This is a genomic window from Flavobacteriaceae bacterium, assembly GCA_014075215.1.
In the GTDB taxonomy this organism is placed as follows: Bacteria; Bacteroidota; Bacteroidia; order Flavobacteriales; family Flavobacteriaceae; genus Polaribacter.
On sequence record CP046177.1, the window covers coordinates 859,959 to 885,078 of the forward strand.

General features: G+C 33.1%; 26 protein-coding genes and 1 pseudogene. 13 read left to right on the forward strand and 14 right to left on the reverse strand.

The genetic code is table 11. The annotated features are described in order from the left end of the window. The first annotated feature begins 45 nt into the window (after positions 1-45). From GKR88_04375 to GKR88_04395, 5 genes and pseudogenes are all read left to right on the forward strand, one after another. Complete coding sequence (locus GKR88_04375) at positions 46-993, forward strand: tyrosine-type recombinase/integrase (GenBank protein QMU63591.1); 948 nt, start codon at positions 46-48, stop codon at positions 991-993. Beyond that, positions 990-1,886, forward strand: a complete 897-nt coding sequence (locus tag GKR88_04380) for a tyrosine-type recombinase/integrase (GenBank protein ID QMU63592.1) — start codon at positions 990-992, stop codon at positions 1,884-1,886. Before GKR88_04375 ends, GKR88_04380 begins: the two co-directional genes overlap by 4 nt. A 99-nt stretch (positions 1,887-1,985) precedes the next feature. Beyond that, positions 1,986-4,665, forward strand: a pseudogene (locus tag GKR88_04385) (AAA family ATPase). A gap of 75 nt (positions 4,666-4,740) precedes the next feature. After that, positions 4,741-4,980 carry a hypothetical protein gene (locus GKR88_04390; protein QMU63593.1) on the forward strand — a complete coding sequence of 80 codons (240 nt, stop codon included), beginning with the start codon at positions 4,741-4,743 and terminating at the stop codon, positions 4,978-4,980. Between the two features lie 3 nt (positions 4,981-4,983). Then, positions 4,984-5,289, forward strand: coding sequence for a hypothetical protein (locus GKR88_04395; protein QMU63594.1), 306 nt, complete (start codon positions 4,984-4,986; stop codon positions 5,287-5,289). Positions 5,290-5,716: 427 nt separating this feature from the next. Here GKR88_04395 and GKR88_04400 read toward each other — a convergent pair whose 3' ends face one another. Then, positions 5,717-6,310 carry a hypothetical protein gene (locus tag GKR88_04400; protein ID QMU63595.1) on the reverse strand — a complete coding sequence of 198 codons (594 nt, stop codon included), beginning with the start codon at positions 6,308-6,310 and terminating at the stop codon, positions 5,717-5,719. Positions 6,311-6,352: 42 nt separating this feature from the next. Here GKR88_04400 and GKR88_04405 point away from each other — a divergent pair, with 42 nt between their 5' ends. Continuing rightward, positions 6,353-6,634: an IS3 family transposase gene (locus GKR88_04405; GenBank protein ID QMU63596.1), complete on the forward strand. Its 282-nt coding sequence runs from the start codon at positions 6,353-6,355 to the stop codon at positions 6,632-6,634. Positions 6,635-6,843: 209 nt separating this feature from the next. On the opposite strand, the gene GKR88_04410 is transcribed toward GKR88_04405, so the two are convergent. The 6 genes from GKR88_04410 to GKR88_04435 form a co-directional block, all read right to left on the reverse strand. Next, complete coding sequence (locus GKR88_04410) at positions 6,844-7,392, reverse strand: hypothetical protein (protein QMU63597.1); 549 nt, start codon at positions 7,390-7,392, stop codon at positions 6,844-6,846. Beyond that, positions 7,392-7,982 (reverse strand): tyrosine-type recombinase/integrase, encoded by a 591-nt coding sequence (locus GKR88_04415; GenBank protein ID QMU63598.1) that lies wholly within the window; start codon positions 7,980-7,982, stop codon positions 7,392-7,394. Before GKR88_04415 ends, GKR88_04410 begins: the two co-directional genes overlap by 1 nt. Continuing rightward, entirely contained in the window at positions 7,937-8,320 is a 384-nt protein-coding gene (locus tag GKR88_04420; protein QMU63599.1) for a hypothetical protein, read from the reverse strand. The genes GKR88_04415 and GKR88_04420 overlap by 46 nt, the downstream gene beginning before the upstream one ends. Before the next feature lie 110 nt (positions 8,321-8,430). Then, on the reverse strand, positions 8,431-9,084 hold the full coding sequence (locus GKR88_04425) for a winged helix-turn-helix transcriptional regulator (protein ID QMU63600.1): 654 nt from the start codon (positions 9,082-9,084) through the stop codon (positions 8,431-8,433). A gap of 39 nt (positions 9,085-9,123) precedes the next feature. Then, positions 9,124-9,789 (reverse strand): hypothetical protein, encoded by a 666-nt coding sequence (locus GKR88_04430; GenBank protein ID QMU63601.1) that lies wholly within the window; start codon positions 9,787-9,789, stop codon positions 9,124-9,126. After that, on the reverse strand, positions 9,786-11,114 hold the full coding sequence (locus tag GKR88_04435; GenBank protein ID QMU63602.1) for a toprim domain-containing protein: 1,329 nt from the start codon (positions 11,112-11,114) through the stop codon (positions 9,786-9,788). Before GKR88_04435 ends, GKR88_04430 begins: the two co-directional genes overlap by 4 nt. A 162-nt stretch (positions 11,115-11,276) precedes the next feature. Between GKR88_04435 and GKR88_04440 the strand changes: the two genes are divergently transcribed. Beyond that, on the forward strand, positions 11,277-11,603 hold the full coding sequence (locus GKR88_04440) for a helix-turn-helix domain-containing protein (protein QMU63603.1): 327 nt from the start codon (positions 11,277-11,279) through the stop codon (positions 11,601-11,603). Positions 11,604-11,637: 34 nt separating this feature from the next. Here the strand turns inward: GKR88_04440 and GKR88_04445 are convergent, their stop codons facing one another. The 6 genes from GKR88_04445 to GKR88_04470 all read right to left on the reverse strand — a co-directional run bounded on the left by GKR88_04445 (position 11,638) and on the right by GKR88_04470 (position 17,134). Then, positions 11,638-12,093 carry a hypothetical protein gene (locus GKR88_04445; protein QMU63604.1) on the reverse strand — a complete coding sequence of 152 codons (456 nt, stop codon included), beginning with the start codon at positions 12,091-12,093 and terminating at the stop codon, positions 11,638-11,640. Continuing rightward, complete coding sequence (locus GKR88_04450) at positions 12,062-13,111, reverse strand: hypothetical protein (protein ID QMU63605.1); 1,050 nt, start codon at positions 13,109-13,111, stop codon at positions 12,062-12,064. The genes GKR88_04445 and GKR88_04450 overlap by 32 nt, the downstream gene beginning before the upstream one ends. A 66-nt stretch (positions 13,112-13,177) precedes the next feature. Then, positions 13,178-14,083, reverse strand: coding sequence for a tyrosine-type recombinase/integrase (locus GKR88_04455; protein QMU63606.1), 906 nt, complete (start codon positions 14,081-14,083; stop codon positions 13,178-13,180). After that, the gene (locus GKR88_04460) at positions 14,080-15,018 is read right to left on the reverse strand and encodes a tyrosine-type recombinase/integrase (GenBank protein QMU63607.1); all 939 of its coding nucleotides are present in this window, start codon (positions 15,016-15,018) and stop codon (positions 14,080-14,082) included. The genes GKR88_04455 and GKR88_04460 overlap by 4 nt, the downstream gene beginning before the upstream one ends. 42 nt (positions 15,019-15,060) lie before the next feature. Then, positions 15,061-16,659 carry a hypothetical protein gene (locus GKR88_04465; protein QMU63608.1) on the reverse strand — a complete coding sequence of 533 codons (1,599 nt, stop codon included), beginning with the start codon at positions 16,657-16,659 and terminating at the stop codon, positions 15,061-15,063. A 280-nt stretch (positions 16,660-16,939) separates the two neighbouring features. Then, positions 16,940-17,134, reverse strand: a complete 195-nt coding sequence (locus GKR88_04470) for a hypothetical protein (GenBank protein ID QMU63609.1) — start codon at positions 17,132-17,134, stop codon at positions 16,940-16,942. Positions 17,135-17,519: 385 nt separating this feature from the next. Here GKR88_04470 and GKR88_04475 point away from each other — a divergent pair, with 385 nt between their 5' ends. The 5 genes from GKR88_04475 (at position 17,520) to GKR88_04495 (ending at position 22,683) form a co-directional block, all read left to right on the forward strand. Next, positions 17,520-19,118 (forward strand): hypothetical protein, encoded by a 1,599-nt coding sequence (locus GKR88_04475; GenBank protein QMU63610.1) that lies wholly within the window; start codon positions 17,520-17,522, stop codon positions 19,116-19,118. Positions 19,119-19,160: 42 nt separating this feature from the next. Further along, positions 19,161-20,099 (forward strand): tyrosine-type recombinase/integrase, encoded by a 939-nt coding sequence (locus GKR88_04480; protein QMU63611.1) that lies wholly within the window; start codon positions 19,161-19,163, stop codon positions 20,097-20,099. Then, positions 20,096-21,001, forward strand: a complete 906-nt coding sequence (locus GKR88_04485; GenBank protein ID QMU63612.1) for a tyrosine-type recombinase/integrase — start codon at positions 20,096-20,098, stop codon at positions 20,999-21,001. Before GKR88_04480 ends, GKR88_04485 begins: the two co-directional genes overlap by 4 nt. Positions 21,002-21,286: 285 nt before the next feature. After that, positions 21,287-22,144: a hypothetical protein gene (locus GKR88_04490; GenBank protein ID QMU66640.1), complete on the forward strand. Its 858-nt coding sequence runs from the start codon at positions 21,287-21,289 to the stop codon at positions 22,142-22,144. Positions 22,145-22,155: 11 nt separating this feature from the next. Beyond that, complete coding sequence (locus tag GKR88_04495) at positions 22,156-22,683, forward strand: hypothetical protein (GenBank protein ID QMU63613.1); 528 nt, start codon at positions 22,156-22,158, stop codon at positions 22,681-22,683. 377 nt (positions 22,684-23,060) lie between these two features. On the opposite strand, the gene GKR88_04500 is transcribed toward GKR88_04495, so the two are convergent. Next, complete coding sequence (locus tag GKR88_04500; GenBank protein ID QMU63614.1) at positions 23,061-23,363, reverse strand: helix-turn-helix domain-containing protein; 303 nt, start codon at positions 23,361-23,363, stop codon at positions 23,061-23,063. 169 nt (positions 23,364-23,532) lie between these two features. Between GKR88_04500 and GKR88_04505 the strand changes: the two genes are divergently transcribed. Further along, entirely contained in the window at positions 23,533-25,101 is a 1,569-nt protein-coding gene (locus GKR88_04505; GenBank protein QMU63615.1) for a hypothetical protein, read from the forward strand. Positions 25,102-25,120 lie beyond the last annotated feature (19 nt).

A 25,120-nucleotide genomic window follows, 5' to 3' on the forward strand; every position in this document is an offset into this window, starting at 1 on the left:
AAAAAAATAATTTAAAAGAGATTCCCACTTTCGTGGGAAATAAATATGAAGAAACTACAACTAAAAAGCACCACATTTATTACTCTGATTGACAGTTATAAAAACTGGTTAGACGTGCTTGGTTATGCTCCTTCTACGGTTTACAATCTGCCAAATCATCTTCGTGAGTTTTTTCACTATTTAGAGTGCCACGGGCACAGCGATATTACAAAAATCACTACGCAAGTTGTTAAGGATTATTACCAGTATTTATCACATAGAACAAACCAAAGACGTGGTGGCAGTCTGAGTAAATCATTTTTAAACAAACACCAACAAGCCTTAAAGAAATTCTTAATCTATCTCAAAGAACATAATTCAAATGTAAAATTTGGCGTTCACCTCAAAGGCGAAAAAATTAACTATCACGATAACAAAGTCATTTTAACTCAAGATGAAATCAAAGCATTATTTGAAGCTTGTAATGTATCTCACATGAACGAACATTTTCAGCTTCGAGACAAGATGATATTAGTACTACTCTATAGTTGTGGACTAAGACGTAACGAAGCGGTTCATGTGAATTGTGAAGATATCTTATTTGAAAAACAACGTATCTACGTTAGAAAAGGCAAGAATTACAAAGAACGGTTTGTGCCAATTAATAAATACAACTTGGATATGATTGACGAGTACTTATATGATGCACGTCCAGCTTTTATAAAAAACTACCAAACGGATGCCTTACTACTTTCACAGATGGGAAGACGTATCAACGATATTAGTATTGCCAATCGATTAAAAGCAATTATTGAGGCCACTGAAAATGAAGATATCCAAAACAAGAATATCACCTTGCATACATTACGCCATAGCATTGCAACACATTTGATGCAGAATAAAGTACCTATGAAATCTATTAGTACTTTTTTAGGTCATGCGTCTTTAGAAAGCACACAACTGTATACGCATTTAGCCAAAGAGGTGGATGCTCAACAACCAATTATTACATGATGACATTTAAAGATTATTTACATAAAGAAGATTACGCCAAAACGACAATAGAATCTTACTCTCGCAATCTATTAAAGTTTACCGATTGGTGTAGCTACCAAAATTATGATGCCCAAATCATAGACTATAAATCTTGTATTGAATATGTAGGACATATTCAGAAACAAAGAAAAGGGAAGTCCGTTTCTAAAAGCACCGTCAGAAGTGAAATCGGAGCATTAAAAATCTACTTCAATTATCTAGTTGAAACTGAAATACGTTTTGAAAATCCTATTCAAAATATCCACATAAGAGGTGAGCGAAGAACGGTCAATCACAACCTTTTAGATTTTGACGAACTGGAGGATTTATACTACTCATATCAAACTGAAAATATTGTATTCCCGAATTGTCCGTCGGTTTCAATTCGCAATAAAATTATTACAGGTTTTATGGTGTATCAAGGACTTAATGCTACAGCATTAAAAACACTTCGTTATGAACATTTAGATATGAGTAAAGGCACCATTTACATTCCTTCTACTCGTAAAACCAACAGTAGAACCTTATCGCTACAATCCCAACAAATACTGCCCCTGTGGCGTTATCTTGAAAAGGACAGGGAAGTGTTGCAAGAAAAAATAGATTGCCACACACAGGGCTTATTTCCCGTTAAAGGCGATAGATTTTTCCTAAATGACCGTTTGTTTTTTGAACTTCGTAAACTCAACCACAAAGTTAAAAATGCAAAGCAAATAAGAGCATCAGTCATCACTTATTGGTTAAGCCAACACAATATCCGAGAAGTGCAGTATATGGCAGGGCATCGTTATATTTCTTCTACAGAACGCTATCAACAGGATGACTTAGAAAATCTTCATGAACTTATTGAGAGTTTGCATCCTATTTCGTGAGAGAAACCGTAATCTTTAATCTGAATAATTATTACTTTTGATGTTTTAAGTTATACTTATAGTCAAGTATAATTTTATTCACTTACAAGATTTTAGATTATGATTGATTTTAGTAATACAGAAAACGGAAGCCAATTTGTTAGGGCTGACCTTCATATACATTCATTTGGTTTTGAGAATGGTTCTTTTGATGTATCAGATAGTACAATGACACCTCAAAACATAGTGGATACAGCTTTAAACAAAGGTTTGAAGATGATTAGTATTACCGGACCATAATGAAATTGGAAATTCAAAAATAGCTATTGATTATGCAAAAGGAAAAGATATTTTAGTAATACCAGGTATTGAAGTAAGTACTACTCAAGGGCATTTATTAGTTTACTTTGATTCCTTTGAAAATTTATCAAATTTTAAAGGAAAACTACACATTGCTTCAAATAAAGAAACATGTAGTGAGGGGATTATTAATTGTTTAGATCTAGCAAGAGAATTTAACGGGATTGGCGTGCTTGCTCATATTGAATTAAGCTCTGGTTTTGAAAGAACAATTGGAAGATTTGGACCTCAAATGGAGAATATTTTTAAACACCCAAATCTTTATGCCTTAGAAATTACATCTAAGGATAGTGTTGATTTTTATACGGATAATGACCAAGAAAGTGATAGAAAAAACCTTATAAAAATTCATCGCAAAGAATTGGACTTACAAGATGATTATGACCTTGCTAAATTAATGTCTTCTGATTCACATAAACTAGATAAACTTGGTCTTAATGCAGAAGGTAACGGAAGACTTACTAGAATTAAAATGGATGAACTCACATTCCATGCATTTAAAATAGCACTGACAACCCCTATGGCACGTATTCGTCTTGAAGATTTTATTCCAGAGCAGATACCGCATTTTGCTGGAATGCATTTTGAAGGAGGATTATTAAAAGAGCAGACCGTACATTTTAGTAATAACCTTACTTGTATTATCGGAGGTCGTGGAACTGGAAAATCTACAATGTTAGAATCTATTTGTGAAACTTCAGGCAACGGTAGAGGTGCTAAGGTTGTAGATAGTGAGGTTTGGTCAGATAAAATTAGTCTTGTTTTTGAAGATGAAACTGGTAAAAAAACATTATTCGTTAGAGAGAAAAATGGAGAAGTCATTAATATGACGGATGCTGATGAGGATGCGATGATTAGAGTGCCTATTGAAATTTATGGGCAAGGAGAAACAGCAGAAACTTTACAACACAGTGATAGTAACCCCAATGTTTTATTAGAATTTCTTGATTCTTTTATTGATATAGCATCCTTAAAAACAGAAGATGAAGATTTACGAAATAAACTTATTGAAAATAAAAGTGATATTGATAAGTTAAGACTCGAAGTTAAAAATATAAAGGAAACTCAAAAGTTAAAAAAAGATAGAGAAGGCAAAATAAAAAGACTTCAAAAAGAAAAAGTTGGAGATTTGGTAAAGCACCATTCTGCTCTTTTACAAGAACGAGCATTAAGAAACGATTTGATTAAAGACTTAAAAGACCTTATTGAAAAGTATCAAAACATTTTTAGTGATAAATCTGTTTTTGAAATGGTGGAAGAACTAGATGGTAAAGATATTATAGTTGGCAAGGATAATTTTGAAGAAGTTAAAAAAATTGTTGCTGAATTTTCTAACGTAGTCAACACTACTTCTGAAAAATTAAATATTGAACTCACTGCTAAAGTAAAAAGATTAAGAAGCCAGCTTATCAATTGGAAATCCAAAGAAGCTGATATTCAAAAAGAAATTGACAAGAAAAAAGAGGAGCTAAAAAAACAGGGAATTCCTTTTGATATTGGACAAATAAATCAAATATCTAAAGACCTTCTATATTATCAAAAAAGGCTAAAAAAGCTTTTGAATGATAAGAAAATGCTTGATGAAAAAATAAAAGAACGAAAGGAATTATTAAAAGAGCGCAAAGAAACTAAAGATAAAATATTCTATTCTAGAGGAGCATTAGCAAGCGAATTAAATAAGAATCTCAAAAATACAATTGAAGGGTTCTATATTACAATTAAATATAAGCAAGGGACATACTCTAAGCAATTTGAAGAACATTTAAAAGTAGTACTTGATTATAGAACAAGCGGAGTGAAAAAAGCTCATCTTATTTCAAGAAATACAAATCCCATTGACTTTTCAAAAGGATTATTAAAAAAAGATTTAGAATTTTTAAAGCAAATAAATGATGACGGAGTGCAAGTATTTAATGATTCTGAAATCAATCGTATTCTTTCAAAATATACAGATACTAATCAAAGAGAGGATTTAGAATCATTAGAATTTGAAGATTTACCATCCATATTGGTTACAAAAGATTATAAAGATGAAACAACAGGACAAACTAAGCATATAACCAAACCGTTAGCGAATCTTTCTCTTGGGCAACAACAATCTATTCTACTCGCTATTTTACTTCACTCAAAAAGTAAAAATCCATTATTAATAGATCAACCAGAAGATAATCTTGATAGTGAATTTATCTATAAGACTATTGTTTCTAATTTACGAAAAATAAAAGAGCAACGACAAGTTATTATTGTTACTCATAACCCAAACATTGCTGTCTTGGGAGATGCAGAGTTAATAATTCCTTTAAAAAGTAGTAGTACTAGGTCTGTTATATATGATAGAGGTTCAGTTGACAATGAAAAATCAAGAAAAATTAGCTGTGCTATTTTGGAAGGTGGAGAAAGAGCTTTTAGAAGAAGAAAGGAAATATACGGTATTAACTAAACAGATGGTTTAATTTGTTTAGCATAATTATATTCAAAATTAGTTATCTTTGTTTGAGTATAATAGACAATTACTATGGATATTCAATTAGAAAAATATAAGTTAATGGAGTGGTTGATGAGTTTAAAAGACGAATCCGTTATTTCTAAACTCAAGACTATTAAAAGTAGTATTTCCAAATCTTCTGACTGGGCGGATGATATTTCTGAAACAGAAAAGTTATTAATCAATTCTGGGTTAAAAGATATTGAACAAGGTAATACATTTACCCATGAGCAAGTAATGAAAGAAATTAACGAAGCTTACGGATTGTAGTAAATGGAAATCATTTGGACAAGATTAGCCAATATTACTTATAAGGAAGTTTTTGAAAATCTCGAATGGAGATGGACAAAAAAGCAAATGATAGACTTTAGGGACTTAACCAATGAGTTACTAGAAAAGGTAAAAAGTGGTCAAGTTGTGCATCCATTTGCAAATGAAAAATTAGGTATTCGAAAAGGAAAAGTTCATAAAAACGTTTCTTTATTTTATAAAGAGGATAAAGAAAATAACAAGATTTATTTGATTACTTTTTTTAATAATCGAATGAATCCTGAAGCATTAAGAAAATTATTAAAGTAAAAAGTGATATGAGGATATCGCTTTTTTGCTTAGGAAGTACAATCAAATTTATATTTTGAAACTAACTTGGGATGTCTAAAATTACATATTGAATCTGTACCAAATTTAAGGTTGGCATACTCAAAAAAAGAGATAAAGCCCTCAAAAAAGGTGGGGTGGTACTATCCTTTTGGACTTCTCCAAAAAGGATACAACAATGTAGATGTAGTAAGCTCCCGGCACACACTATTAAAACCACGACAAAAAGGTTCCAACATTGGAACTTTCCAATAATGACAAGGGTTTTAAGGAAATGACATAAGTTGAAAATTTATAAAGACATAGGAATATTTAATAGTGGATATTTCTATGTTCTTTCATGACTATAAAGTGAATTTTATATAATCGTAACCAGAGTTATCTAGGAAATGAGTTTATTTGAAGTATTTTAAGAATTACACCCTATAGGAATTACACAAGCATTAAATTCTTGATTGGTTCGTACTCTATTTTTTCTAGCATCCTGTATTTTTTCTCTGAAGAAATGTTTGTTGGGAATTTTGCCAAGGATGACTTCCATAGGAGCTAATCCATATAATTCTGTGGGAAATCTATGGTAATTATAATATTCAACAAAACGTTCTAAATCTTTAAGATGTGATTTTTCATTAAGAGAATATTTTCCATGTAGAAATTCAGTTTTATAAATACTGTGTGTACTCTCAGACATAGAATTCGAAAAAGGAAAGTCTTTGGTTTGTGCTGTTATTTTGGTAACTACTGGAGGTGCTTTTATGCTATCTATCCACGTTAAGAATTCTCCTTTATTCTCACTTCCACCATCAGATAAAATATTAATGGGTTTTACAGCATTGTATAAACCGTACTTTTCAAAAGTCTCTTGAAAAAGTTTTTTAATAAACTCGCTTCCAGCTTTTCCATTAGTAGATGCTTTGTGTAATATCGCTTTAGAAAAATTGTCTTTTACAAAAGCTACTTTTTGTATTCCGTCTTCTACTGTATTCACGTTAGTAATATCCACATGTAACCAGCACAAACCAAAGACTTTCCTTTTTCGAATTCTATGTCTGAGAGTACACACAGTATTTATAAAACTGAATTTCTACATGGAAAATATTCTCTTAATGAAAAATCACATCTTAAAGATTTAGAACGTTTTGTTGAATATTATAATTACCATAGATTTCCCACAGAATTATATGGATTAGCTCCTATGGAAGTCATCCTTGGCAAAATTCCCAACAAACATTTCTTCAGAGAAAAAATACAGGATGCTAGAAAAAATAGAGTACGAACCAATCAAGAATTTAATGCTTGTGTAATTCCTATAGGGTGTAATTCTTAAAATACTTCAAATAAACTCATTTCCTAGATAACTCTGGTTACGATTATATAAAATTCACTTTATAGTCATGAAAGAACATAGAAATATCCACTATTAAATATTCCTATGTCTTTATAAATTTTCAACTTATGTCATTTCCTTAAAACCCTTGTCATTATTGGAAAGTTCCAATGTTGGAACCTTTTTGTCGTGGTTTTAATAGTGTGTGCCTAGTAACGTTTCCAGTCTTGTTTTTGATAGTTGTGGAACAGTAATATTTGATTGGGTTTTAGGCTTAATTTTCTTCCTCTATTCTTGGTGTTTCCCTTAATATTTACTGTTCCATTTTCAAGGTTTATATCGCTTGTTTTTAGTTGTGAGATTTCCAGAACGGTCAGAGCTTGGTAGATTAAAAGGCTGATTATTATCTTATATCTTTGCTGATGTTCCCCATTTTTACTTTGCCAGTTGTCGTACAGCTCTTGTAGTATTTCTTTTGGGTAAAGGCTTTCTACTTGGATTTGTCTATTGATTTGGTCTTTTCGCTTTCCGGTGGCGACTAAATACCGGTAATATATTTTGATGGCAAACAGGTTGTTACGAAGTGATTTGGGATGTAAATTTTGTTCTCTTAATAATCCGATGTAATCCAAAACGTCCGTGTAACTTGCTTTTTCTGCTCGTTCTCCAACCGCCAATAAATACCGATTGATGATATTTTTATAACTGTTTACAGATGTTTGGCTGTATTCGTTTTGTAGATATTCCTCTAACTTCATCACATTAAATTGTCTAACTGTTTTCTGCTGATATGGGTATAAATTTGGGTGGTTTCTAATTGGCTGTGTCCTAAAAATAATCTCACTTGCTCTACTGGTATTCCTTGTTCTAAAAGATGTGTTGCGATTGAGTGCCTTAAATTGTGTATGGTTATTTCCTTATCTTTTATCTCTTGGTTTTCGGTTCTTTCTACCAATATTTTTAAATGCTTGTTGTACGTTCCTTTCTGCATTCTTCCACCTCTTGAGTGCAACATAAAAGCACTTTCCTTTGGATTGTAATCTCGTCCTTTGGTTAGGCTTTCCCTTTCATTGTAATAGTAATCCGCCAAGTCTTTAACTACTCCGTTTGATAGTGGTACAACTCTTCTTTTATTGCCTTTTCCTTTTGGGATGATGATTATTTTTTCTCGTAGTCTGATGTCCTCAATATTGCAGTTTACAAGCTCTCCAACTCGCAGACCACATCCGTATGCTAAACTTAAAATTGCTCGTTCCTGGGCGGTTTCTGATGCTTTGTAAAGTTGTTTGATTTCTTCCTGGTCTAATACGGTTCTTTCTTCTCTTGCTTTTGGGTATGGGAACTGCAAGGATTGGTTTTTACTTTGCCCTCATTCTGCAACATTATAAAAAGGTCTCGGATAATTCGCATATGGCTATGCGTTGTTTTTTGGCTTAATATTCCGCCTGTTGTCTTGTTGGGTCTTTCGCTGATGTACTGATAGTAATTTGTAATTTCTAAAGCTGTGATTTTGGTAATATTCAATAATCCTTTTTGCTCTAACCAGTTTAAGAACTCACATAAATAATTGTATCTTGATTTGCATCCTTTGGCATTGTAGCCCAATCTTAAAAGGTATCTGTAAAAGCTTTCTGCCAGTTTTTGGTAATCTTCGTTTATGACTATGATGTTTTTCGGTCTGCCCATACACACTTACTTTTTGGAACAAGGAACAATCCACCTAAAACACACCTTTACTTATTGATTAATAGTTATTTGTATTGTTCCATTATTGTTTCCTATTGTTCCCTTTTCCTTTATAGTTCATTTATTTGGTTGGTTAAATCATCCTTTATATTGGCTCTGATTTTTGCGTAATTATCCCAATAATCTACTTTGTAACTTACTCTCCTTAAATTATTTGAGTATTTACTCGTGATATATTCCATTGCTCTTAACCGTCCAATATTTCTACTGCATTGGGCTTTACTGATGTTTAGCTCCTGCCGTATTTCTCTTTGGGTAAAGTCTTGGTTTTGTTCTTTTAAATAGCTTTTTAATCGCTCAAAAAATTGCCTTAAACTTCCGTCCAGCTCGTCCACTTTTAAAACGATACTTTCAAAAAGGATATCACAAGCCGTTTGTAAATCTGCTTTTTCCGTTATTAACCTGCCTTGTTTGTCTCGCTTTCTTTGGTACTGGTTGAGTAATGTTATTTGCCGTACAAAACTTTGGTAGAGTTCGTTTAATCGTCTTATTTTATGTGCCGTTTCGGGTAGTTTTATTTTGGTGGCATACGGATTGACTACATCATACGGCTGTAATAATCGGATGCAATTTTGGGTAAATGCAACTATCTTTTTAGCTTCTTCTTTATCTATAATTCCCGATGCTTTTTGGTTTTGGTACTGGATTACTTTTAAGGTCTGTTCTCGGCTTTCATCTACTGCGATTAAAAAACTCCTGCTGATATTATCCTCATAGGTTTCGCCTTTGGTGGTACACGATAGCTAAGCTATTGGACCTCTTACAATACGTTCGCCTCCTGTAATGCTTCCGTTTTTATCTTTTAAACTGGTGGATGTCCTTAGTATTTCATTGCTCTGTAATTCCCTTACTGCCAGTTGTGCATCTTCTTTTAAGCCGTCTAAATCTTCAAAACATACGAGCTTGTTTACAAAAAAATATTCGTCTTGATTGTAAAAACTGTTGTCCGTTACTCTGGTGTATTTCTTTACATCTTCCGTTGGCATTAAATCGCTGATGATTTTGAGTAGTCGTGTCTTTCCACTTCCCGAACTGCCTTGTATTAAAGCGTGTAAGGTGTCAGGCATTTTGTAACTTGATACAATCACGAACAATAATATTCGGTTGTTTTCTTCTCCAACGATACCGCATTTCCCGATGAGCTTATTGAACTTTTGGATTAGGTTTTCAGATTTTAGGAACTCGATACATTTTGTTGCCGAAGCTGTGGGAACTTCTATTTTATTACTGCTATGGCTTTGCTTTTGGTGGATTTTCTTTTCTCGGTAAAACTCCAGTAATTCGGTAAGCTGTGATAAATCCTTTTCGATTAAGTCCTTTCTAAGCCCTAATTTTTCAGCTACTGTTTTGCAGGTTTTTTCCACTTGATTAAACTCGTACAAGTCTAGTTTTAAAGTTATTCGGTTCATTTCATTTCGATTTGTAGGGTTATCTTTAAGCTGTCCATTTGATTGATGTTAAAGCCTTTTATTTGGTACTTGGCTTCATTGCCTTGGTATTTCAAGTTGTAAGGGTTGTTGGTATCAAGCCCTGTTTGCTTTGGCTGTTTTCCTTGGCTTTCTTGAACCAGTCTTTTTACTGCTTGGTTTTGTTCTTCTTCAGTAGGGATAAATAATTTAGGTGTAGGATATTGCTCTTTTTTCTTTTCAATTGATTTTTCATTTGAAAATAAAAAATCGTATTCCTTTCGAGTGTTTACCAAGTGATTTAAAATATCTCCGCTATGTCCTTGCAATAGGCTGTTTACATCTTCATTTTCGGGAACTTGTACGTTTGATATGGTAATGCTTGGATAATCTGCTTTGAGCATTGGTGCATACTTTTCTACTGCTTTTGTTCCTGCTTGGTCGCCATTTAAAAAGAAGATGATTTCCTGTAATTCCTTTAGTTCTGCTATGGCTTTGGTGTGTTCCTCTCTTAGTCCGTTTGTGCCAAAAAGTGATAGTACTTCATAATGAGTTTTGATTTTATCCTGTTCTAAAAGCGTAGCGGTATCGATGATGCTTTCCGTTAAAATCAGTCGTCTTGTGGTGGGTTTTGGGTAGTTGGGATATAAACCTTGTCTTTCTCTTAAATAAAAGTGCCGTTGCTTTTTCTCGGATAGTGCACTTCTAAAATAGAGTGATACGATTTGATTTTGTTTGTTCTTTAATGCGAACACAATACCCCATTTTCCAAAAGGTTTGTAAGCTGGGTTTCCTGTTCTTCCTTTTGTTCCCAAGTCCAGTAATAAACCGTATTTGATACAGCTTTTTATCAGTGCTTCATCCTTTCTTGTGCCGTGATGGAACTGACCAGAGTTGTAACCAACTTCCGTTTTTGTAAAATCCAAACACCTACTTTCTATATATTCCCTTGCTGGTTTTGAGTTGTGTATCGCATTCTTGAAGTAGGTAAACATTTTCGTGAGTACTGTTATTCGGGTTAGTTCTGCCGTTGGTTGCTTATGGGTTTCTGTATTTCCACTAATTAAAGATTGAGCTTTTAGTATGGCTTCCCTTTTGGTTAGACTTTCTTTGTGCATTATAAAATCAATGACATCTAAACTTTTTCCGTGGGTTTTGCAGTTGCTACTAAAACAATACGCAGTATGCGTTTTGTAATACACTTGCAGGCTTGGGGTTTTGTCGTTATGGAACGGACAGTTTAAACGAAGCTGTTTATCGGGTTTTAAATGGTAGTAGTGCAGTACCGTTGCTAATGTGAGCTTGTTTTTGATTTCCGTTATTTCCATTGAGAAAAAAGTTTAAAAATAATTTTGACAACTGTTTAGGTGCAAAGATACCCTTTTAGTTTTATTTTACAAACTTTTCTGTTTTTGAATAACTGATTTAGTTTCTATATCTTTGTGTTTTAGTAATAGAATAGGTTTTAAACCCTTATACAGTTTCTTTTTATGGATTTTGGAAGTATAGTAGTAGAGCTTAGAAAAAAGCAAGGCATTTCTCAAACAGACTTAGCCAGTCAGTTGGGTATTCATAAAAATGTACTCGGAAGATACGAACGTAACGAAGTGTTGCCCTCTGTTGAGATTGCTCGTAAAATTGCGGATTTACTGGATGTAAGCCTTGATTATCTTACAGGAAAGGCAGACGTACAAATGGATAAAACCACTCGGGAACGCATTTTGGAAGTCTCTAAATTTACCGAGGATGATAAACTACATATTTTTTCTGTCATTGATGCGTTTATCGCTAAAAGGAAAATACAGAGTATTTTGTAAATGAAAAAAGCCACTCAATGAGTGACTTTTTAAATTATTTGAGCTTATAAAATCGGACTATATTATCATCTTCATTTATTAAGTAATCTCCAATAGCAGTTACATCTATTCTATCATTTTCATCCTTTGTTATGACCCCATCCGAATAGCTTAACTTTTGATGAAACGGAAGCCCGTAATATTCCAATAAACTTATGTCTTCAATTAGCTTTGACCTGTCATAATTTAAATTCCCTTCTGACTTATAAATTTCAAGTTCTTGGATGTCTCCGTTTGTGTCGTAAATAGCTTTGCTTCTCAATAAGTACTCCACATTCCCAAGTTTGAGAATTGACTCATCAGAATAATTGTAATCATCACTCTCGATTTCTATTCCAGTCAATATCTCCACAACTGTTGTTTTGTTTTGAACCTTACAGCTTGTAGAAATAAGTATTGCAACAAAAAAGAACAACACTTTAGTTAATTTTTTTGGTCGTTGGAAATTCATTGCCTTCTCTTTTTTCAATTACTACTCTTATATGTCCTGGATTCGTTTGACTCTTATTGGCTTGACCTTGGATAGTATTCAAAATATTATTTGAGTACGTATTAGACTGATTAGAGCTTGAGTTACCTGGGTTACAAACTCCAAAACAACCTTCCGAAGCTGCAACTCTATTCTTTCCATTTTTGTCATAATTTCCACCTACGTGTATCATAACACCAGCAGCTACATCTGCCTTATTTCTATACCCCATATTTACAGATGTTTGGTTTGGTTCTGCGTGAACCACCTCTGAACCGTATTGGGTAAGTTTTAAAGCTTCTGTTCCATTACCTTGTGGATATCCATTCGGCATCACTTTACCCGTGAAATGATTTACGTCTCCGTCTTTAGGTTCAAATGCTACATTAGAAGCTGTTGAATTTCCTTGCTCTACTGTCCAAGCATCCCTTGTAATTGAAAATTCCATCTTAAAATTAGCGTCTTCTGTGTCTGTAACTACAACTTTATATAAATCTGCCTGAGTTGTCGCTCCACCACTATAACCTAATACTCTTTGTTCTGCGGTTTGACCAGTTTTTTGTTTCGTTATGGTAACAATTGGGTAATCTAATGCCCCATCTGGGTCAATACGATTAATTGGGTTGTTCTGTACAAAATTATATGGTGATACCCAACTTCTCTCCTCCGCTAATGGGTCAACAACATTAAACCTTCCGATAGAAGCATCATAATGTCTCCATTTATATTCGTACATGTTATAACCTAAATCTTCTGTTAATTCTTGACCTTGGTATTTCCAATCATGTTCTGTTCCATTAACCACGTTATTATATCCTTTATGTTTCAATCCAAAGAGGAAATAACTACGTCTTTTTAAATCACTTTTCTTTGAGGTCAATGTTTTTTTATTCCAAACTAATTTTAGTTCAGTACTTTGATGATATTTTAATTTTAAACAGCCCAAATTTTTTATAAAAAAGTGAAGTTCAAAAATAAGTAAAGTATGGCTAATAATAATAAAAAATACTGTAAAATTAGTTTGGTTCTGCTACCCTTTAGGTTTTTAGTTCGCTAATTGATAAGATTATCGGTTTACGATATGTGTATAAATCTGCGTACTTTCTAGTGAAGAATGCCCCAAGAACTGTGCAATATTTTCAATACTAACACCATTTTGAAGTAGTTGTGTAGCGATACTATGGCGTAAAATATGAAAGGTTAATCTTTTGCTTTGTATGACTTTATTTGGCGTGATTTTCTGTAAATCTTTAAGACTGTTTGTAAGCCCACAAGAACTATGAATAAAGAGTTTTCGGTGTGTTATTTTTTGCAGGTTTCTAAAATTGTAAACGTAGTTTTCCAGTACTTTATAAACCCCTGTACTTAATGGGATGATGCGGTCTTTATAATTTTTTCCTTGTCTTATAAAAAGCGTTTTAGTATCAAAATTAATGTCCGTTACTTCAAGGTTCATCCCCTCGGTTCTGCGTATGCCACAACCATAAAACAAAGCAAAAATAAGTTTTAATTGTTCCTGCTTTTTCTCTCTTTTTTCAAAATGATATTTGGGGTATGTTTTTGAGATATTGTTTTGCAATTCCTTTATTTCTTCTTTGGTAAAAGGGTGTATATTGTTTACTCTTTCCTGCTTGTCCTGTTCAATTCTGTAATTTGTTGGGTTGGGTGCGGTGTGCATTCCTATTTGATGCATAAACTCCATCAGCTTGTCTATGGCATCAAAAGTTTTGTTGAGATGTGCAGTACTCAACCCGCCTTTTCTTCGCTTGTTTGGGCGTATTTGTAAGTAATTAAAATAAGTAGTAATGTGCTTTGCAGTCAGCTTGTTTATTTGGCTCACGCCCTGCGTGTCAAGCCAATTAAAAAAATCCCTTACACTAAAATTATAGTTGTAAACAATGGAATGTGAAAAGCCCAAAGTAGCCAACCACTCTTTATATTCTTGGTTAATAATTGTTAGGTTTTCGCTCAAAATGGATGATGTTTTGCAATGTCATCAGTTAGGCTTTCCAAATCGTTTACCTTATAACTTTCGGTGCTAGATATGTAGCGATGTCCTGCTAAATATTGTGCTTTTCGCAATCCCTCATTTTTTATCCAATTTGTAATAACCGAAGCTCGTAACTGCTTAAAATTTAAAAAATTACTGTCTATTTTCTTAACCTGTTTAGCAAGGTATTGCACCACTCCTCGAAAATCTTGAATATTGTTTTTTTCATTGGAAATAGGGTAAGACAAAAAAAGCTGTTCAGTTTCTTGATTATATAAGTTTGCTATTTTAGGTCTTATTTGCTGTGTATAATTGATTAAAACACCTATTTGTGTAGCATTTAAAACAATGGTTCTGCCATTACTTTTTTTTGCTTTTTGTATTTTTAAAGTGGCTTTGTTTAGGTCTAAATCGGTAAGTTTTATTTTTTTTAATTCTTTGGTTAGCAAACCTTGATACACAAGCATCCCCAACATACAATAGTTTCTTTCTCTGCATAAAAGAGAGCGTTCTCGGTCGTTTTCTCCTACGTATTTATTGTAGTTGAAATTCCTAATAAAGTTGTGGTAAAAATTATCGTTTAGCTGTTCCAGTTCTGCAAAAGAATAGATATTGTAAAGTGTTTTTTTTCTTGCTCCTCTTATTTTTAAAAAGTTAGTGGGGTTGGTCGCTATTAAATCATTTTGCTGTAAAAAAGTAAAATAATGCCTTAAAGCTGTTAAATCTCCTTTACGTCTGCTGTTGGTTTGGTGAAGATTTTTTTTAAGATAGGACAAGTACTCCAAAACATCTTTTTTAGTAGTATTAATGTCTTCCTTTGTAAACCATTTTAAAAAATCAGCTACGCTTTTGGTGTATTTTTTTTGCGTGATTTCTGCGTGGTTTTTGGTTTGTAAATAGTTAATAAAATCTTGCATTGTTCAAAAAATAAAATTTAGTGTCGTCTTACTTCTAAAGGCTTATGATTGTTGAGTTTTAGAGTTAGACACTTCCTTTTGACTAACTGGCTTACTGTTTTGCTTTTCGTGTTCTTTTTGATGCTCTTTTTTTATTTTTTCAAGTGTATATTTTAAGTCTTTTTCAATGCGGTTTTGTACATCTGTTTGATTGCCAAATTGTGTAATTTTGTAAACAAAACCCTCACGGTGTTTGTTTCCACCAACCACTTGAACATAAGCATACAATTTGAGTTCTTGCAGGTATCGGTTTAAAGTTCTTGGATGAATTGGTTTTGCTTTTCTAATATCCAAAGCTGTAAATTGAGTTGTTTTGGCTTCTGCCAAAAAATCAGTTAGCCAATGATAAAATCCTCTTGCTGTTGTGCTTAATTCATCCGCTCTACGGAACAAAGAATTTTTAAGATATTTAAAAGCTAATGCTATATCGTTTGGGTGGGTCTTTACAAAAATTTCTCCTGTTGTTTTATCAACTGTTTGCTCTCTTTGGAACTGAAAAAAATAGGTAATAACTTCAATAAAATTGAGCAATAACAATAATGATTTTCTTGGGTGATTTACGTCTTTTGGAAGTTCAATCAATGTAGCAAAAGGGTTTGTAATTGATACATTTTGAAGTGTTGCAATTACGTTTTTTAGTTTTGTTTGTGTGGTTTTGATTTCATCCGTTTTTATAAGTCCTGCTTTGCACTTTTTTTGATATTCCATAATAGCAATATCTTGGCTTTGGCTATGGTTTAAATGGAGCATCAAAAAAGGCAAACTCAAACTTTCATAATTTTTATCAGAATAAGCACAAGCCAGTAAACAAAGATTTCCAGTAACTTCAAAAGTAGTGCTGTGTAGCATTCCGTCTTTGTCTTTGGTGGCTCTAGTTTTTACTAATTTTCCTTGTGTTTGCAGAGTTGCCAAAGGCGATAACATTTGTGTAGTCCATTCTAAATCCTCAATTAAAAGGGCTTTGTTTTGAAGTTCGTAAGAGTTGAAATAATACAAGGCGTTTGCAGATATTTGTGTATGAAAACTAAAAGAATTATTGGGCATACATTCACTTAATTTTTGTAAAATATAGCTTTTACCAATACCACTTTTTGCCAAACACAAAACAGAAAATGGATTGCTATATTTATAGGAAGCCAAAGCAAGAAACAAAATAACGGCGTTTTCATCCTCGCCAATGATACCAGTTGTATTTAAACCTTTTATAAGTTGTGAAAGCAAGTTTTTACTTTTTAGTATTTTCAATGCTTCTTTTTTATCGTCTGCGGATACTTCAAAATTTTCTTTTGATTTTTTTCCTGTATATCGTAAAGAGTGCAATAGGTAATTCTCTAATTGTAGAATAAGGCTGTGTAAAGTTTTAGAAACCTCCAACATTTTAAGTTCCCATTTGTCGCAAAGTGTACGGATTAATTTATCGGTTTGGTGGTCGTTGTACAGGTCAAGTGTGCTTCTAAATGACGGATAATTTTTGTGGGTAATTCGCAAAGTGCAAACCATTCTTTCTACTTGTTGCAAATCTACGCCACCCAAAATATCAATGCTTAAAAAAGCATCATTAAAAGTGATAAAATTTGTGTTGTGTAGGGTTAAGTTTTCCATTGTAATAGGTTTAAATTTAAATTCAAATTTCTAAAGAAATTACGAAAAACAAAGGAATAGATATAAACAAAAATGAAAGAAGAAAAGCCCCATTCCGCCCTCATTTCAGGGGTTTTTGTGGGGCTTTTTTGTGTTTTTCGTTTGGGTTTTTAGGTTTTTTTGGTGGTGGTTTTTCTTGGGCTTTTTTTCGTTTCGTTTTTGGTCTTTTAAAACGTTTTTTATCTTAAATTTCATTTTTTTATTGCCGTAAGGCAAAAGGGCTTTTTTTTGACTGAAACAGTCATTTATTTGTTATTTTTTTGAGCCGATTATTCGGCTTCATCACGCCAAAGACAAACTGTTTTTTTGGGCTTTTTTTACCGCTTTGCGGTGGGGCTTTTTTTATTACTGCCGTAGGTAGTAAAGGATTTTTTATTTTTCTTTTTTTGCTCTGCTCCGCAGTGCAATTTTTGGGGCTTTTTTTTTGGGTTTTCAACCCATTTTTTTAGTTTTTAAACAAACTATTTTTGATATTTTGGCAAACTCAATACAAGTTTTAGGCGGTTCTTATTTGTTCACTTTTTTGTCAATTTAGTATTTGATTTTTAAAAGCAATTTTAAGCCTGTTTTTTGCTCTTTTTTAGCCGTTTTTCGGCTCTCAGATTTAGGGTTTTGTTTCTGTTCTTTTTTGTACTTTTTCTTCTCTTTTTTGCTTTGGTTTTGAGCTGTTTTTGGTTTCGTTTTTCTGTGTTTTTCGCCCCCACAAAAACCCCTGAAATGAGGGCGGAATGGGGCTTTTCTTCTTTCATTTTTGTTTATATCTATTCCTTTGTTTTTCGTAATTTCTTTAGAAATTTGAATTTAAATTTAAACCTATTACAATGGAAAACTTAACCCTACACAACACAAATTTTATCACTTTTAATGATGCTTTTTTAAGCATTGATATTTTGGGTGGCGTAGATTTGCAACAAGTAGAAAGAATGGTTTGCACTTTGCGAATTACCCACAAAAATTATCCGTCATTTAGAAGCACACTTGACCTGTACAACGACCACCAAACCGATAAATTAATCCGTACACTTTGCGACAAATGGGAACTTAAAATGTTGGAGGTTTCTAAAACTTTACACAGCCTTATTCTACAATTAGAGAATTACCGATTGCACTCTTTACGATATACAGGAAAAAAATCAAAAGAAAATTTTGAAGTATCCGCAGACGATAAAAAAGAAGCATTGAAAATACTAAAAAGTAAAAACTTGCTTTCACAACTTATAAAAGGTTTAAATACAACTGGTATCATTGGCGAGGATGAAAACGCCGTTATTTTGTTTCTTGCTTTGGCTTCCTATAAATATAGCAATCCATTTTCTGTTTTGTGTTTGGCAAAAAGTGGTATTGGTAAAAGCTATATTTTACAAAAATTAAGTGAATGTATGCCCAATAATTCTTTTAGTTTTCATACACAAATATCTGCAAACGCCTTGTATTATTTCAACTCTTACGAACTTCAAAACAAAGCCCTTTTAATTGAGGATTTAGAATGGACTACACAAATGTTATCGCCTTTGGCAACTCTGCAAACACAAGGAAAATTAGTAAAAACTAGAGCCACCAAAGACAAAGACGGAATGCTACACAGCACTACTTTTGAAGTTACTGGAAATCTTTGTTTACTGGCTTGTGCTTATTCTGATAAAAATTATGAAAGTTTGAGTTTGCCTTTTTTGATGCTCCATTTAAACCATAGCCAAAGCCAAGATATTGCTATTATGGAATATCAAAAAAAGTGCAAAGCAGGACTTATAAAAACGGATGAAATCAAAACCACACAAACAAAACTAAAAAACGTAATTGCAACACTTCAAAATGTATCAATTACAAACCCTTTTGCTACATTGATTGAACTTCCAAAAGACGTAAATCACCCAAGAAAATCATTATTGTTATTGCTCAATTTTATTGAAGTTATTACCTATTTTTTTCAGTTCCAAAGAGAGCAAACAGTTGATAAAACAACAGGAGAAATTTTTGTAAAGACCCACCCAAACGATATAGCATTAGCTTTTAAATATCTTAAAAATTCTTTGTTCCGTAGAGCGGATGAATTAAGCACAACAGCAAGAGGATTTTATCATTGGCTAACTGATTTTTTGGCAGAAGCCAAAACAACTCAATTTACAGCTTTGGATATTAGAAAAGCAAAACCAATTCATCCAAGAACTTTAAACCGATACCTGCAAGAACTCAAATTGTATGCTTATGTTCAAGTGGTTGGTGGAAACAAACACCGTGAGGGTTTTGTTTACAAAATTACACAATTTGGCAATCAAACAGATGTACAAAACCGCATTGAAAAAGACTTAAAATATACACTTGAAAAAATAAAAAAAGAGCATCAAAAAGAACACGAAAAGCAAAACAGTAAGCCAGTTAGTCAAAAGGAAGTGTCTAACTCTAAAACTCAACAATCATAAGCCTTTAGAAGTAAGACGACACTAAATTTTATTTTTTGAACAATGCAAGATTTTATTAACTATTTACAAACCAAAAACCACGCAGAAATCACGCAAAAAAAATACACCAAAAGCGTAGCTGATTTTTTAAAATGGTTTACAAAGGAAGACATTAATACTACTAAAAAAGATGTTTTGGAGTACTTGTCCTATCTTAAAAAAAATCTTCACCAAACCAACAGCAGACGTAAAGGAGATTTAACAGCTTTAAGGCATTATTTTACTTTTTTACAGCAAAATGATTTAATAGCGACCAACCCCACTAACTTTTTAAAAATAAGAGGAGCAAGAAAAAAAACACTTTACAATATCTATTCTTTTGCAGAACTGGAACAGCTAAACGATAATTTTTACCACAACTTTATTAGGAATTTCAACTACAATAAATACGTAGGAGAAAACGACCGAGAACGCTCTCTTTTATGCAGAGAAAGAAACTATTGTATGTTGGGGATGCTTGTGTATCAAGGTTTGCTAACCAAAGAATTAAAAAAAATAAAACTTACCGATTTAGACCTAAACAAAGCCACTTTAAAAATACAAAAAGCAAAAAAAAGTAATGGCAGAACCATTGTTTTAAATGCTACACAAATAGGTGTTTTAATCAATTATACACAGCAAATAAGACCTAAAATAGCAAACTTATATAATCAAGAAACTGAACAGCTTTTTTTGTCTTACCCTATTTCCAATGAAAAAAACAATATTCAAGATTTTCGAGGAGTGGTGCAATACCTTGCTAAACAGGTTAAGAAAATAGACAGTAATTTTTTAAATTTTAAGCAGTTACGAGCTTCGGTTATTACAAATTGGATAAAAAATGAGGGATTGCGAAAAGCACAATATTTAGCAGGACATCGCTACATATCTAGCACCGAAAGTTATAAGGTAAACGATTTGGAAAGCCTAACTGATGACATTGCAAAACATCATCCATTTTGAGCGAAAACCTAACAATTATTAACCAAGAATATAAAGAGTGGTTGGCTACTTTGGGCTTTTCACATTCCATTGTTTACAACTATAATTTTAGTGTAAGGGATTTTTTTAATTGGCTTGACACGCAGGGCGTGAGCCAAATAAACAAGCTGACTGCAAAGCACATTACTACTTATTTTAATTACTTACAAATACGCCCAAACAAGCGAAGAAAAGGCGGGTTGAGTACTGCACATCTCAACAAAACTTTTGATGCCATAGACAAGCTGATGGAGTTTATGCATCAAATAGGAATGCACACCGCACCCAACCCAACAAATTACAGAATTGAACAGGACAAGCAGGAAAGAGTAAACAATATACACCCTTTTACCAAAGAAGAAATAAAGGAATTGCAAAACAATATCTCAAAAACATACCCCAAATATCATTTTGAAAAAAGAGAGAAAAAGCAGGAACAATTAAAACTTATTTTTGCTTTGTTTTATGGTTGTGGCATACGCAGAACCGAGGGGATGAACCTTGAAGTAACGGACATTAATTTTGATACTAAAACGCTTTTTATAAGACAAGGAAAAAATTATAAAGACCGCATCATCCCATTAAGTACAGGGGTTTATAAAGTACTGGAAAACTACGTTTACAATTTTAGAAACCTGCAAAAAATAACACACCGAAAACTCTTTATTCATAGTTCTTGTGGGCTTACAAACAGTCTTAAAGATTTACAGAAAATCACGCCAAATAAAGTCATACAAAGCAAAAGATTAACCTTTCATATTTTACGCCATAGTATCGCTACACAACTACTTCAAAATGGTGTTAGTATTGAAAATATTGCACAGTTCTTGGGGCATTCTTCACTAGAAAGTACGCAGATTTATACACATATCGTAAACCGATAATCTTATCAATTAGCGAACTAAAAACCTAAAGGGTAGCAGAACCAAACTAATTTTACAGTATTTTTTATTATTATTAGCCATACTTTACTTATTTTTGAACTTCACTTTTTTATAAAAAATTTGGGCTGTTTAAAATTAAAATATCATCAAAGTACTGAACTAAAATTAGTTTGGAATAAAAAAACATTGACCTCAAAGAAAAGTGATTTAAAAAGACGTAGTTATTTCCTCTTCGGTCTCAGGCACAAAGGGTATAATGCTACGGTATCTGCTAGTGGAAATCATGTGGCACAGAAGTTTAAATATAATGGTGTCGAACTTGAAGAATCACTGGGATTGGATTTGTATGAAATGGAGGTAAGAATGTACGATCCTGCAATTGCCCGATTTACTTCTGTTGATCCTGTAATACATTTTGAATATTCTCCTTATCAAGCATTTGATAATAACCCAATATTTTGGGCTGACCCTAGCGGAGCAGATGCAATCTCGGATTTTTTTGATACGAATAAAGTAACCGAAGAAGATTATTGGAATAATTATTATACTCAACTTCACGAGGAAATAATAACTTTGTATGGAGGGACTACTGATAATTCTAATGGCAATAATGATGATGAAAATGATTCTGAAACAGAGGAAGACTGCTGCAATCAGCAAATAATGAGACCTGATAAAATAAGTCTTTCTAAGTCGAAAGAAGAAGTATTAGGTTCGTTTATTCAATGGTTTCACTTTATTGATAATACAACTGATTCAGATAGAGGAGTACTTATTCTTGATGATATAATAAACTATGAGCAATCTAAAAGAAAGAAAGGTATTGCAGAAAGATGGTTTGGAATGGGGTCAATGATAGGATATGTCGTCAAAAAATATTACAAAGACTCAGGGGGATCAATGATTATGAGTTTTGATGAAGGTTTGAAAGGAAAATCAAGTGAAATGTATCAAATATCGGTTGTTAGATCACAAAACTCAGGAGGTAATGGTAAAGGTGACTTTATTTATTATTATAGTGTTAAATTAAAAGGCGGTGGAAATGCTTTGACTATGAGAATTAATGGTAAAGATTTATTCAATAGAGTTTATAGAGCTGTTCAACAGGGAGGGTTTTTTGAAAAGAAAAATGCTAAAAACTAAAATTTAGAAAGATGTATAAGAAAAGTTTATTAATTGTCTTATTTGCACTAATGTTTATAGCTTGTAAGAAAGAAAAAAATGCAGAAATAAAAAGTAAAGATATAGACATTAAAGGAAATTGGTACCTATACTCTACTGACTCAAATATAGGTAATAATTCTACAACTGACACTTTTGATTATAATGAGGTTTTTTTTGATAGTAATACAATGTACCGTTTTTCAAACTTAGGAGGAGTGCTTGCTCCTTTATTTTATAAAGTTTCAAGAGATTCTTTGTTCTATTATGGAGAAGAAAACCAATTGGAATATATAGGGAGATTAAATTTAAAAAGTCAAGATAATTTGTTAATTATGTATCAAAATGACACTCTGATTCTTTACAAATTAATTAATGAAAATAAGCTAATGAGCGAATACCTAGATACTGATATAACCATTGGCGGAAAAACATTTAAAAAATTTGGTAAATCAAAGGAAGAAGAATTCTTAAATCACTTTCTTGATAGAATGGAAACATGTTTTGAAAAAATTAAATAATCTTGGTAGTGTAGTAAACTGGCCTCACTAGCGCAATGACATTGAGCGCTCGTTTTTAACGAGAGTTGGCTATAAATAATTAAACTAGAAACAAACATCAAAAAAAGTAGGCCATAGTTAGTAAAATAGCTGTGGCTTACTTGTAATAAAAGCCCATATTGTTATGAAAGAAAGAATATCATTAAATAAGTTATTGAAACTTACCAGAGCATACCCCACCAGATATATTGTTTTACATGGAGGTTGTGTGATCTACAATGGTTGTTTGTATAAAAATCGTAAGGCCTTGGTTAACTATTTTTTTAAGTGTAATACAAACTTCCGGGATATAGAGAATATTAAGGAGTTGAAAGTTGAAAAGCTATAAGGATTTAAAGTTACCTACAAAAACGCCTCTCTATTACCTGTTCTAAGGTTTGCTGTTTGTTTTTCGGCAATTTAGAGGCTCTTTTAGCGAGTTTTACCAATTGGGTATCCTCACTGCTTGTTATACCGTAGAAAACATCCATAGACACTCCCAAATGCCTGGCCATTTTTATGGCAATATCAAAATTGGGTTTTACTCGCCCCATCTCATATCGGGATATGTTGGTTACTTTAATACCACATTTTTTGGCAAGTGCCGCCTGAGACAGTCCGCTTTGTTTACGTAAGTGTTTAAAATGCGTGGGAAAATCCATATAAAAAAATGCTAAAAAACAATGATTTAAAAAAATATTTACCTAAAAAACACAGTAAAGATAAGGGTTTTACTTATATATACAAAAATGAGTATTGACATTATCTAACAAAAGTGTATATATTTGTAAAATAATATGAAAAGTTATTTATATACAAATATGTACCACAATGAAATTAAATACTCAAAATCCAAATAACTACGGATATAAAACCCAATACCTGGACATCCGGATTTTAGGAGGTTTAAAACTAGGAAAGCTCGAAAGCCTGCGGGTAACGCTAAGCATCCAAAAAATAGGGTCAATGAATATTTTACGGCATAGTATCGATCTGTATAATGACAACCAGGTAGAGAAATTTGTAAGAAGAATAGCAGAACGTTTGGAGATTGGGACTTCTGTAGTGAGGCAATGCCTCCGGGAGCTTACCCGGGAGTTGGAGAATTATCGATTTATTTTACTGGAGAGTGAAAAACAACAACAGTCCGGGCCTGAGATACCACCCCTAACGGGGAAAGCTACCCAAGAAGCTACCGCCTTTTTGAAAAAGGAGCATCTGTTAGCTAACACCAATGAGTACATCGGAAGGTCAGGTGTGATAGGAGAAGAAACCAGTCGCCTTCTGATGTACCTTTTGTTTACCAGTAGAAAGACCAATAATCCCTTGCATTGTATCTCTCTGGGAAGTAGTGGCGTTGGAAAAACACACTTACAATCAAAAGTAGCAGAGCTGATACCACAGGAAGACAAGGTAGAAATTACTGTCCTCTCTGCCAATGCCTTTTACTATTTTAATCGTACAGAACTTAAAAACAAACTCATTTTAATAGAAGATTTGGACGGAGCAGAATCGGTACTCTACCCGCTTCGGGAATTACAATCCAAAAAAAGAATCACTAAAACCGTAGTACATAAAGATAGCAAAGGGACTACCAAAACCATTCACCTGACCGTAGAAGGTCCGGTATCGGTGGCCGGGTGTACTACCAGAGAATCCGTTTATGAAGATAACAGCAACCGAAGCTTCTTACTCTATATGGATGAAAGTTCGGAGCAGGATAAGAAAATAATGGATTACCAACGTGCTATCTCTGCGGGGAAAGTCAATGAAGAAGAACAGTTGGCAGCTGTGGCCTTACTTAGAAATACTCAAAAAATATTGAAACCCGTAAAAGTCATCAACCCCTTTGCAGAGTTTTTGGAGCTGCCTCAATCTGTGTTCAAACCCAGACGTACCAACTCTCATTATCTGCAACTAATAGAGGCGATTACCTTTTATCATCAATACCAACGTGAGGAGCAGGTAAATGAAGCCACAGGAGAAGTCTATATAGAAACAACAATAGAAGACATACAAGAAGCTAACCATTTAATAACAGAAGTGCTACTTAGAAAATCAGATACCCTTAGCGGAGCGGCAAGAAATCACCTGGAAAAATTAAAGTTGTACTTACAAGAGAAAAAACAAACGCAGTTTACCAATGCCGAAATCAGAAGAAACTTACGTATCAAAGCCAGTACCTTAAAACGATACCATTTACAATTAATAGAGGAAGGGTATATCAAAAAGATAAGTGGAAAGAAAGGACAAATCTATCATTATCAGATTATAGATGTTAAAGAGTATCAGCACCTTAAAGAGCAGATAAGTAAGGCATTGGAAGATTGTTTGACCAAAATCAACCGGCCCACCGGCTCAGTAGTGGCTCACCAGCCAAATGGACCAGTTAATAAATAGAAAATCAATAACTTATAGC